At 63.8% G+C, this 10,921-nt stretch carries 10 protein-coding genes and 1 tRNA gene; all 11 read right to left on the reverse strand.

Going from position 1 to position 10,921, the window contains the following annotated elements; all coding sequences use genetic code 11:
• Positions 1-19: 19 nt before the first annotated feature.
• Positions 20-544 carry a 50S ribosomal protein L10 gene (rplJ, locus tag EA346_RS14890; RefSeq protein ID WP_296759907.1) on the reverse strand — a complete coding sequence of 175 codons (525 nt, stop codon included), beginning with the start codon at positions 542-544 and terminating at the stop codon, positions 20-22.
• Between the two features lie 224 nt (positions 545-768).
• Positions 769-1,464: a 50S ribosomal protein L1 gene (rplA, locus tag EA346_RS14895; protein WP_296759908.1), complete on the reverse strand. Its 696-nt coding sequence runs from the start codon at positions 1,462-1,464 to the stop codon at positions 769-771.
• Between the two features lies 1 nt (position 1,465).
• Positions 1,466-1,897: a 50S ribosomal protein L11 gene (gene rplK, locus EA346_RS14900; protein ID WP_296759910.1), complete on the reverse strand. Its 432-nt coding sequence runs from the start codon at positions 1,895-1,897 to the stop codon at positions 1,466-1,468.
• 68 nt (positions 1,898-1,965) lie between these two features.
• Positions 1,966-2,499, reverse strand: coding sequence for a transcription termination/antitermination protein NusG (gene nusG, locus EA346_RS14905; RefSeq protein ID WP_296759912.1), 534 nt, complete (start codon positions 2,497-2,499; stop codon positions 1,966-1,968).
• A gap of 15 nt (positions 2,500-2,514) precedes the next feature.
• Positions 2,515-2,883, reverse strand: coding sequence for a preprotein translocase subunit SecE (secE, locus tag EA346_RS14910; protein ID WP_296759914.1), 369 nt, complete (start codon positions 2,881-2,883; stop codon positions 2,515-2,517).
• A 36-nt stretch (positions 2,884-2,919) separates the two neighbouring features.
• Positions 2,920-2,995, reverse strand: a tRNA-Trp gene (locus EA346_RS14915).
• 73 nt (positions 2,996-3,068) lie between these two features.
• Complete coding sequence (gene tuf, locus EA346_RS14920) at positions 3,069-4,259, reverse strand: elongation factor Tu (protein ID WP_296759915.1); 1,191 nt, start codon at positions 4,257-4,259, stop codon at positions 3,069-3,071.
• 42 nt (positions 4,260-4,301) lie between these two features.
• Positions 4,302-6,398, reverse strand: coding sequence for an elongation factor G (fusA, locus tag EA346_RS14925; RefSeq protein ID WP_296759917.1), 2,097 nt, complete (start codon positions 6,396-6,398; stop codon positions 4,302-4,304).
• A gap of 19 nt (positions 6,399-6,417) precedes the next feature.
• On the reverse strand, positions 6,418-6,885 hold the full coding sequence (rpsG, locus tag EA346_RS14930) for a 30S ribosomal protein S7 (RefSeq protein ID WP_296751656.1): 468 nt from the start codon (positions 6,883-6,885) through the stop codon (positions 6,418-6,420).
• A 24-nt stretch (positions 6,886-6,909) separates the two neighbouring features.
• Positions 6,910-7,287: a 30S ribosomal protein S12 gene (rpsL, locus tag EA346_RS14935; protein ID WP_296751653.1), complete on the reverse strand. Its 378-nt coding sequence runs from the start codon at positions 7,285-7,287 to the stop codon at positions 6,910-6,912.
• A 110-nt stretch (positions 7,288-7,397) separates the two neighbouring features.
• Positions 7,398-10,921: DNA-directed RNA polymerase subunit beta' (rpoC, locus tag EA346_RS14940; protein WP_296759919.1), on the reverse strand; the 3,524-nt coding region annotated here is incomplete at its 5' end.

Below are 10,921 nucleotides of genomic sequence, written 5' to 3' on the forward strand. Positions count from 1 at the left end.
CCGGCTATTCAGAAATGTTTCAGGCGGCTGCCTGCTTTTGATCACGGATCGCTGCGACAGTGCGCACCAGTTTGCCCGGGACCTCGTTGAGGGTGCGGGCGAACTTGTCGAGCGGGGCCTTCATCACGGCCATCAGCAGACTGATGGCTTGATCACGGGTCGGCATCTGGGCCAGGCGATCGAGATCGCCCGCACCCAGCATCTGCCCACCAAAGGACACCAGCTTGACCTGCAGCTTCTCGTGGTTCTTGGTGAAGTCCTTCATCAGACGGGCGGCGGCACCAGGCTCCTCCTGACTGAATGCCAGCACCAGAGGCCCAACCAGGCCCTGCTGCATGCATTCGAAATCAGTGCCTTCCACCGCACGCCGAGCCAGGGTGTTCTTCACTACCCGCAGGTAGACACCGGACGCCCGCGCCTGCTTGCGCAGTTCGGTCATCTGGCTCACCGACAAACCACGATATTCCGCTGCAATGGCGGAATGCGCCGAGGCAGCAACCGCGGCCAGTTCCGAGACAACGACCTTCTTGCCATCGAGATTCATAGCCACGTTGACTTTCCTCCGTTGGGACCGCCAATACGCTGGCGATCGTTACAAACCGGGGAGACTTCCCCCGGGGCTTGTGGTGCTTCCCGCCGCAGGACATTCCTGAATCGGGTTGACACCATCTGCGCAGGCTTTTCGGTTTTAAGCGGCGGACCGCGCCTGCGGTCTTGGATGGTCCGCCACCGCAGGGGTGACGGCCGACCCAAACTTACGAAACTCGGTTATGGCTTCAGGGTGGACGAATCGACCTGGAGACCCGGGCCCATCGTGGAGGAGACCGTCACCCGGCGCACATAGATACCCTTCGAGGTGGACGGCTTCAGCTTCATCAGGTCCGCCAGCAGCGCATCGAGGTTTTCCGCCAATGCCTTGCTCTCGAAGTCGACGGCGCCGATGGAGCAGTGGATGATGCCGCCCTTGTCGGTCCGGTAGCGCACCTGGCCGCCCTTGGCGTTCCGGACCGCGGTCGCCACGTCCGGCGTCACGGTACCCACCTTGGGATTCGGCATCAGGCCGCGCGGGCCGAGGATCTGGCCCAGCTGGCCGACGACCCGCATCGCGTCCGGGGAGGCGATCACGACATCGAAATCGAGCTGGCCGGCACGGACCTGCTCCGCGAGATCGTCCATCCCGACCACGTCGGCACCGGCCTCGCGGGCGGCATCGGCGTTGGCGCCCTGGGTGAAGACGGCAACCCGGACGGTCTTGCCGGTGCCGTTGGGCAGCACGGTGGAGCCGCGCACGACCTGATCGGACTTGCGGGGATCGACACCGAGGTTCACCGACACGTCCACCGACTCACGGAACTTGACCTTGGAAACATCGCGCAGCAGATCGAAGGCCTCGGTGGCCGGAAGGACCTGGCCGGGCCGGACCTTTTCGCGAATCGCCTTCAGGCGCTTGGACAACTTTGCCATCTCAGAGACCCTCCACTTCAAGACCCATGCTGCGCGCGCTGCCAGCAATCGTGCGTACCGCCGCATCCAGATCGGCTGCGGTCAGGTCCGGCTCCTTCGTGCGCGCGATCTCCTCGAGTTGGTCCCGGGTCACGGTGCCCACCTTCTTGGTGTTGGGTGTCCCGGATCCACTGGTGATACCCGCCGCCTTCTTCAGCAGGATCGCCGCAGGAGGGGTCTTGGTGACGAAGGTGAAACTGCGGTCCGAATACACGGTAATCACGACGGGGATCGGCAGTCCCGGTTCCACGCCCTGGGTTGCGGCGTTGAACGCCTTGCAGAACTCCATGATGTTCACGCCGCGCTGACCGAGTGCGGGGCCCACGGGCGGGCTGGGGTTCGCCTTTCCTGCCGGAACCTGCAGCTTGATGTATGCCGAAATCTTCTTGGCCATTTCTTCTCCTTCGGGTGCAAGCGCCTCGCGGCTCCCCGAAACGGGTTAATGCGCGAACCAGCGTCGCGTCAGGATTTCTCGACCTGGTGGAACTCGAGTTCCACGGGCGTCGAGCGTCCGAATATCTGCACGGCCACGAGCAGCCGGCTCTTGTCGTAGTTCACTTCCTCCACCACGCCGCTGAAGTCGTTGAACGGTCCGTCCACCACACGGACCATCTCCCCGACCTCGAACAGCACTTTCGGCTTCGGCTTCTCGACGCCCTCCTGCATCCGCTGCAGAATGGCGTCGACTTCCTTGTCGCTGATCGGGGCAGGCTTGTCCGCGGAGCCACCGATGAAACCGAGTACGCGTGGCACGTTCTTGACCAGGTGCCAGGCCTCGTCGTTCAGATCCATCTGCACAAGCACGTAGCCGGGGAAGAACTTGCGCTCGCTCTTCCGCTTCTGGCCGTCCTTCATCTCGACGACTTCCTCGGTGGGAACGAGGATCTCGCCGAAATGGTCGTCCATTCCGTAACGCGCGATGCGTTCCTCCAGGGAACGCTTGACCTGCCCTTCGAAACCCGAAAAGGCCTGAACCACATACCAGCGTAACGCCATGACCGCCTCCCCTGGCTAACCGATGAACTGCCGGATGATCCACCCGAGCAGCGTGTCCAGCAACCAGAGGAAGATGCCGACGAGGAGCACCACGCCGAGGACGATCAACGTGGTCTGGGTGGTCTCGACCCGCGTGGGCCAGACCATCTTCCGCACTTCGGTGCGCGCGTTGCCCATGAAGCCGGCAAGCTGACGACCCTTCGCGGTGGTCATGGCGATGAACACCGCCACACCCACGACCGCGAGGAGGCCGACGACGCGGACCAACAAGGATTCGGCCGCGTAATAATAGAAGCCCATGACGCCCGCAATCAGCAGGGCAAGCGCCACGAAGAGCTTGACGGTGTCAAGCCCGCCTCCAGTCTGTTCCGTCTGTTCACTCATGAATTGATCACCTGAGGCCCGTTGCCACCCGGAGGATGGCAGGCCAGGAGGGACTCGAACCCCCAACCTGCGGTTTTGGAGACCGCTGCTCTGCCAATTGAGCTACTGGCCTGTTGCTGCTTCCGAAAAGAACGCGGGAGACGGCAACAGCCGGCCCCCGCGGTGACCCCGGTCTTAAAAGTATATCACTCGATGATCTTGGAGACGACGCCGGCGCCGACGGTACGACCGCCTTCGCGAATCGCAAAGCGCAGGCCGTCCTCCATCGCAATCGGACTGATCAGCGACACCGTCATCTTCACGTTGTCGCCCGGCATCACCATCTCCACGCCTTCCGGCAGGTCACAGGAGCCCGTCACGTCCGTCGTCCGAAAATAAAACTGCGGACGATACCCGTTGAAAAACGGCGTGTGCCGACCACCCTCTTCCTTGCCCAGGATGTACACCTCCGCCTCGAACTTCGTGTGCGGCGTGATCGAACCCGGCTTGCACAACACCTGACCACGCTCCACATCATCCCGCTTCGTGCCACGCAGCAACACACCCACGTTGTCGCCCGCCTGACCCTGGTCCAGCAGCTTGCGGAACATCTCCACACCCGTCACCGTCGTCTTCTGGGTGTCGCGAATCCCAACAATCGCCACCTCGTCACCCACCTTCACGATGCCGCGCTCAATCCGACCCGTCACCACCGTGCCACGACCGGAAATCGAGAACACATCCTCAACCGGCATCAAAAACGCACCGTCAATCGCTCGCTCCGGCTCCGGAATGTACGAATCCAGCGCCTCCACCAGCTTGTCAATCGACTGCGAGCCAATCTCACTCTCATCACCTTCCAGCGCCTTCAGCGCCGATCCAACGATGATCGGGGTGTCATCACCCGGGAACTCATAGCTCGACAGCAGATCCCGAACCTCCATGTCCACCAGCTCCAGCAGCTCGGCATCGTCCACCATGTCCGCCTTGTTCAGGTACACCACGATGTACGGCACACCCACCTGCCGCGCCAGCAGAATGTGCTCCCGCGTCTGCGGCATCGGACCGTCCGCCGCACTCACCACCAGGATCGCACCATCCATCTGCGCCGCACCCGTGATCATGTTCTTCACATAGTCCGCGTGCCCGGGGCAGTCCACGTGCGCGTAATGCCGTGCCGTACTCTCGTACTCCACATGCGCCGTCGCAATCGTGATCCCGCGCGCCTTCTCCTCCGGCGCATTGTCAATCTGGTCGTAGGCCCGCGCCTCACCACCAAACTTCTTCCCCTGCACCACCGTCAACGCCGCCGTCAGCGTCGTCTTCCCGTGGTCCACGTGACCAATCGTTCCCACATTCACATGCGGCTTCTTACGCTCAAATTTTGCCTTGGACACAGCTCGAACCTCTTGAACAAGTTATCTGGTGACTGACGGTGATCAGGAAGCCTTCTTGATGACGGCTTCGGCGACGTTGGCCGGGGCCTCGGCATACTTCTGGAATTCCATCGAGTAAGTCGCGCGGCCCTGCGACATCGAGCGCAGCGACGTGGAATAGCCGAACATTTCCGACAGAGGCACCTCCGCGCGCAGCAGCTTGTGGCCGGCGACGTCCTCCATGCCCTGGATCAGGCCACGGCGGCGGTTCAGGTCCCCCATCACGTCGCCCATGTAATCCTCCGGCGTTTCCACTTCGACCTTCATCATCGGTTCGAGCAGGACCGCACCGGCCTTCAGGGCGCCTTCCTTGAACGCCATCGAGCCTGCGATCTTGAAGGCCATCTCCGAGGAGTCGACATCGTGATAGGAACCGTCGAACAGCGTGACCTTGACGTCGACGACCGGGAACCCGGCCAGCACGCCATTCGCGGTCTGCTCCCGGATGCCCTTGTCCACCGCCGGGATGTATTCCTTCGGTACGACACCGCCGACGATGGCATTTTCGAAGACGTAGCCGGCACCGGGCTCCTGGGGCTCGAGCCGGATCCAAACGTGACCGTACTGGCCGCGACCGCCGGACTGGCGCACGAACTTGCCTTCCTGCTCGATCTTCTTGCGGATGGTCTCGCGGTAGGCGACCTGCGGCTGCCCGATGTTCGCCTCGACCTTGAACTCGCGGCGCATGCGGTCGACGATGATCTCGAGATGGAGTTCGCCCATCCCCGAGATGATCGTCTGCCCCGATTCCTCGTCGGTCCGCACCCGGAAGGACGGATCTTCCTGCGCCAGCTTGTTCAGCGCCAGCCCCATCTTTTCCTGGTCGCTCTTGGTCTTCGGCTCGACGGCGATCGAGATCACCGGCTCCGGGAATTCCATGCGCTCGAGTTCGACCGGCGAATTGACCGCGCAGAGCGTGGTCCCGGTGTAGATGTCCTTCATGCCGACGCAGGCGCCGATGTCGCCGGCCCGCAGTTCCTTGATCTCTTCGCGGTTGTTCGCGTGCATCTGCAGGATACGCCCGATACGCTCGCGGTTGCTGTTCTGACTGTTCAGCACGGTATCGCCCGCTGCCAGCACGCCGGAATAGACGCGAACGAAGGTCAGGCTCCCGACGAAGGGATCGGTCATGATCTTGAATGCCAGGGCCGCAAAGGGTTCCTCGTCATTCGCGTGGCGCTCCACCGGCTCATCGGTGCCGGCCTTCATCCCCTTGATCGCGGGCACTTCCTCCGGCGACGGCATGTACTCGATGACGGCGTCCAGCATCGCCTGCACGCCCTTGTTCTTGAACGCGGTGCCGCAGAGCATCGGGAAGATCTCCATCGCGATCGTGCGCTGGCGCAACCCCTCCTTGATCTCTTCCTCGGTCAGCTCGCCGCCCTCGAGGTACTTCTCCATCAGTTCCTCGTTGGCCTCGGCCGCGGCCTCGACCATGTTTTCACGCCACTTGTCCGCCTCGGCCCGAAGCTCGTCCGGAATCTCGCGGTATTCGAAGGTCGCGCCCCTGTCTTCCTCGTTCCAGTAGATCGCCTTCATCTTCACGAGATCGATCACGCCCTTGAAGTTTTCCTCGGCGCCGATGGGGAGCTGGATCGGAACCGGGTTCGCCTTCAACCGCTCGCGGATCTGTTCGTACACGCGCAGGAAGTTGGCGCCGGCCCGGTCCATCTTGTTGACGAAGGCCAGCCGCGGCACCTTGTACTTGGTGGCCTGCCGCCAGACCGTCTCCGACTGCGGCTGCACACCGCCGACCGCGCAGTAGACCATGCACGCGCCGTCGAGCACGCGCATCGAGCGCTCGACCTCGATGGTGAAGTCCACGTGCCCCGGCGTGTCGATGATGTTGATCCGATGCTCGGGGAACTGCTGGGCCATACCGGCCCAGAAGCAGGTCGTGGCTGCGGAGGTGATCGTGATGCCACGCTCCTGCTCCTGCTCCATCCAGTCCATCGTCGCGGCGCCATCATGCACCTCGCCGATCTTGTGCGAAATCCCGGTATAGAAAAGGATACGCTCGGTCGTCGTGGTCTTGCCTGCGTCGATGTGTGCGCTGATCCCGATATTTCGGTAGCGCTTGATGGGAGTCTTGCGTGCCACTGTCAGCCTCTCTCGTTACTTACCAACGGAAATGGGCGAACGCCTTGTTCGCTTCCGCCATGCGGTGGGTGTCTTCACGCTTCTTGACAGCGGAGCCCTTGCTTTCGGCCGCATCCATCAATTCGCCCGCGAGCTTGAGGGGCATCGAGCGCTCGCCGCGCTTGCGGGCGGCGTCGACGAGCCAACGCATCGCCAGGGCGTCCTGACGAACGTTGCGCACTTCGACCGGCACCTGATAGGTCGCGCCGCCGACCCGGCGGGACTTGACCTCCACCCGGGGGCGAACGTTCTCCAGCGCCTTGTCGAGCACACCCATGCCGTCGCCGCGCTTGGACTCGATCTGGTCCAGGGCGCCGTAGACCACGCCCTCGGCCACGGACTTCTTGCCGTCGCGCATCACGGTGTTGATGAATTTTGCCAGGCGCTCACTCCCGAACTTCGGGTCGGGAAGGATGTGGCGCTTCGGGGCCTCTGATCTTCTGGACATGATTGTTTTCCTGAACCGGCGGAATTAGGTCTTTTTCGGACGCTTGGTGCCGTACTTGGAGCGGGCCTGGGTACGCTTCTGCACACCCTGGGTGTCGAGGCTGCCGCGCACGGTGTGATAACGCACACCCGGCAGGTCCTTGACGCGACCGCCGCGGATCAGGACCACAGAGTGCTCCTGGAGGTTGTGACCCTCACCGCCGATGTAGCTGGTCACCTCGTAGCCGTTGGTCAGCCGCACGCGCGCAACCTTGCGCAGCGCCGAGTTGGGCTTCTTCGGGGTGGTGGTGTAGACGCGCGTGCAAACGCCCCGCTTCTGCGGCGAACCCTGCAGCGCGGGAACCGCACTCTTCTCCACCTTGCGCTTGCGCGGCTTGCGCACCAACTGGTTAATCGTGGCCATGCAACCCTTTCTCCTAGCCGAAAAATAACGACAGGCCGATACGAGGACCGGCCTGCCGAGGGAGCGGAAGTTTAAAGACCGCCCCCAACAGTGTCAAGGTTGAAACGCCGCTATTCGGCGTTATCACCCGCTTGGGTATCGTTGCCGGAGGCCGTCGCCGTCTCCGATTCGACCGCTTCGCCGCCCACCATGTCGAAGCTCGGCAGTTCGCGCAGACGCTTGCGCCGCCGCTCCCGGTGGTAGGCGAGGCCGGTGCCAGCCGGGATCAGGCGGCCAACGATGACGTTCTCCTTCAGCCCCCGCAGTTCGTCGCGGGCACCCCGGGTGGAGGCCTCGGTCAGAACCCGTGTGGTCTCCTGGAAGGAGGCCGCGGAGATGAACGACTCGGTGACCAGCGAGGCCTTGGTGATGCCCAGGAGTACGCGCTCGTAGGTCGCCGGACGCTGATCCTTCTCCAGTTTGTCGTTCTCCTCGATCACCCGCGCGCGGTCCAGCTGATCGCCCGAAAGCAGACGGGAGTCGCCCGAATCGGTGATCACGACCTTGCGGATCATCTGGCGCAGGATCACTTCGATGTGCTTGTCGTTGATCTTCACGCCCTGGAGACGGTAGACGTCCTGGATCTCCTGCACATGGTACTCGGCCAGTACGGTGGCTCCCCGCAACCGAAGGATGTCGTGCGGGTCGAGCTCACCATCGACGATGATCTCGCCCCGCTCCACGCGCTCGCCCTCGAAGACGTTCACGTTACGGTACTTCGGAATCAGGGTCTCCTGGGGATCACCCTGATCGGGCGTGATCACCACGCGCTGCTTGCCCTTGGTCTCCTTGCCGAAGGAGATCGTGCCGGAGATCTCGGCGAGCACCGCCGGATCCTTGGGCTTGCGTGCCTCGAACAGATCCGCCACCCGCGGCAGACCGCCCGTGATGTCACGCGTCTTGGACGACTCCTGCGGCAGGCGCGCGATGACGTCACCCACCTCGACTCGGGCATTGTCTTCGAGATTGAAGATCGCGCCGGCCGGAAGCATGTACTGCGCCGGCATGTCGGTGCCGGCGATGAACAGATCGTTGCCCTCTTCGTCGAGCAGTCGCACGGTGGGCCGCACGTCCTTGCCCGCGGCGGGGCGGCTCTTGGGATCCATCACGACATTGGACGAGAGCCCGGTGAATTCGTCGGTCTCCTTGGTCACCGTCACGTTCTCGATGAAGTCGGCCAGCCGCACGTTCCCGGCCACCTCGGTGATGATCGGGTGGGTGTGCGGATCCCAGATCGCGACCTCCTGTCCGGGCGACACGGGATCCCCGTCCCCGACGCTGATGGTCGCGCCGTAGGGCACTTTGTAGCGCTCGCGCTCGCGTCCGGAGTCGTCCACCACGCCCAGCTCCCCGGAGCGCGAGACGGCGACCAGGTTGCCGTGCTTGTTGGCCACGGTCTTGATGTTGTGCAGACGGATCTGGCCCGCGTTCTTGACCTGGATCGCGCTGACGGTCACCGACCGGCTGGCCGCACCCCCGATGTGGAAGGTACGCATGGTCAACTGGGTACCCGGTTCGCCGATCGACTGCGCTGCGATCACGCCGACCGCCTCGCCGATGTTGACAAGGTGCCCGCGCGCCAGGTCGCGGCCATAACACTTTGCGCAGATCCCCTGGCGGAGCTCGCAGGTGATCGCCGAGCGCACCCAGACCTCGTCGACACCGTTGGCATCGAGCAGATCCACGCGCGCCTCGTCCAGGAGCTCACCGGCCTCGACCAGAACCTCGTCGCCGCCGGGCCGCAGCACGTCCTGTGCCGCCGTACGGCCGAGCACACGGTCGCGCAGCGGCTCGACGACGTCGCCGCCCTCGATGATCGGCTTCATCAGCAGGCCCTGCTGGGTCCCGCAATCGGTCTCGGTCACCACCACGTCCTGGGAGACGTCCACCAGGCGGCGGGTGAGGTACCCCGAGTTCGCGGTCTTCAGCGCGGTGTCAGCGAGACCCTTGCGCGCACCGTGGGTGGAGATGAAGTACTGCAGTACGTTCAGACCCTCGCGGAAGTTTGCGGTGATCGGGGTTTCAATGATGGAGCCGTCCGGCTTCGCCATCAGGCCACGCATGCCGGCCAGCTGCCGGATCTGCGCGGCGGAACCACGCGCACCGGAATCGGCCATCATGAAGATGGAGTTGAACGAGGACTGCCACACCGTATCGCCCTCGCGGGTGGTCACCTCCTCCTTGCCCAGATGGTCCATCATCGCCTTGGCGACCTGGTCATTGCAGTGCGACCAGATGTCCACGACCTTGTTGTAACGCTCACCCTTGGTCACCAGGCCGGACGAGTACTGCTCTTCGATCTCCTTCACCTGGTCCTCGGCACGGCCCAGGATCGCGACCTTTTCCGCGGGAATCACCATGTCGTCGGCGCAGAAGGACACGCCGGCGCGCGTGGAGAAACGGAAACCCAGGTACATCAGCTGGTCGGCAAAGACCACGGTGTCCTTGAGGCCCAGGCGCCGGTAGCAGGCATTGATCAGCTGCGAGATGGCCTTCTTGCTCAACTCCCGGTCGATCAGCCGGAACGGCAGACCGCGCGGCAGGATGCCGGACAGGATGGCACGCCCGACGGTGGTGTCGATGCGCCGCAGCGGCAGCTGCTCGCCATCGTTCACCTCGCCGTCGTACTCCGGGATGCGGACGCTGACGCGGGCGTGCAGGTCGACCATGCCGTTCTCGTAGGCACGGTGCACCTCGTCGACATCGGCGAAGACCATCCCTTCACCGCGTGCGTTCACGCGGGCGCGGGACAGGTAGTACAGACCGAGCACGATGTCCTGCGAAGGCACGATGATGGGCTCGCCGTTTGCCGGTGACAGCACGTTGTTCGAGGACATCATCAGGGTACGGGCCTCGAGCTGCGCCTCCAGCGACAGCGGCACATGGACGGCCATCTGGTCGCCGTCGAAGTCGGCGTTGAAGGCCGCGCAGACCAGCGGATGCAGCTGGATCGCCTTGCCCTCGATCAGCACCGGCTCGAAGGCCTGGATGCCGAGGCGGTGCAGGGTCGGCGCGCGGTTCAGCAGCACCGGATGCTCGCGGATCACCTCCTCGAGGATATCCCAGACCTCAGGACCTTCCTTCTCCACCGCCTTCTTCGCGGCCTTGATGGTGGTCGCGAGTCCGCGGCGCTGCAGCTTCCCGAAGATGAAGGGCTTGAACAGCTCCAGCGCCATGCGCTTGGGCAGACCGCACTGGTGCAGGCGCAGCGTCGGTCCGACCACGATCACCGAGCGGCCGGAGTAGTCGACGCGCTTGCCGAGCAGGTTCTGGCGGAAGCGGCCCTGCTTGCCCTTGATCATGTCGGCCAGCGACTTCAGCGGGCGCTTGTTGGTTCCGGTGATCGCGCGGCCGCGGCGGCCGTTGTCCAGCAGCGCGTCGACGGACTCCTGCAGCATGCGCTTTTCATTGCGCACGATGATGTCCGGCGCGTTCAGCTCGAGCAGCCGGCGCAGACGGTTGTTGCGGTTGATCACCCGGCGGTACAGATCGTTCAGGTCGGAGGTCGCGAAGCGGCCGCCATCCAGCGGTACCAGCGGACGCAGGTCCGGCGGCAGCACCGGCAGCACGGACATGATCATCCATTCCGGACGGT

The organism is Thioalkalivibrio sp., from assembly GCF_007692535.1.
In the GTDB taxonomy this organism is placed as follows: Bacteria; Pseudomonadota; Gammaproteobacteria; order Ectothiorhodospirales; family Ectothiorhodospiraceae; genus Thioalkalivibrio.

What these genes read in the sequence shown, in the direction of transcription:
- rplJ (WP_296759907.1), bottom strand. Translation starts at nt 544, where the DNA reads ATGAATCTCGATGGCAAGAAGGTCGTTGTCTCGGAACTGGCCGCGGTT.
- rplA (WP_296759908.1), bottom strand. Translation starts at nt 1,464, where the DNA reads ATGGCAAAGTTGTCCAAGCGCCTGAAGGCGATTCGCGAAAAGGTCCGG.
- rplK (WP_296759910.1), bottom strand. Translation starts at nt 1,897, where the DNA reads ATGGCCAAGAAGATTTCGGCATACATCAAGCTGCAGGTTCCGGCAGGA.
- nusG (WP_296759912.1), bottom strand. Translation starts at nt 2,499, where the DNA reads ATGGCGTTACGCTGGTATGTGGTTCAGGCCTTTTCGGGTTTCGAAGGG.
- secE (WP_296759914.1), bottom strand. Translation starts at nt 2,883, where the DNA reads ATGAGTGAACAGACGGAACAGACTGGAGGCGGGCTTGACACCGTCAAG.
- rpsG (WP_296751656.1), bottom strand. Translation starts at nt 6,885, where the DNA reads ATGTCCAGAAGATCAGAGGCCCCGAAGCGCCACATCCTTCCCGACCCG.
- rpsL (WP_296751653.1), bottom strand. Translation starts at nt 7,287, where the DNA reads ATGGCCACGATTAACCAGTTGGTGCGCAAGCCGCGCAAGCGCAAGGTG.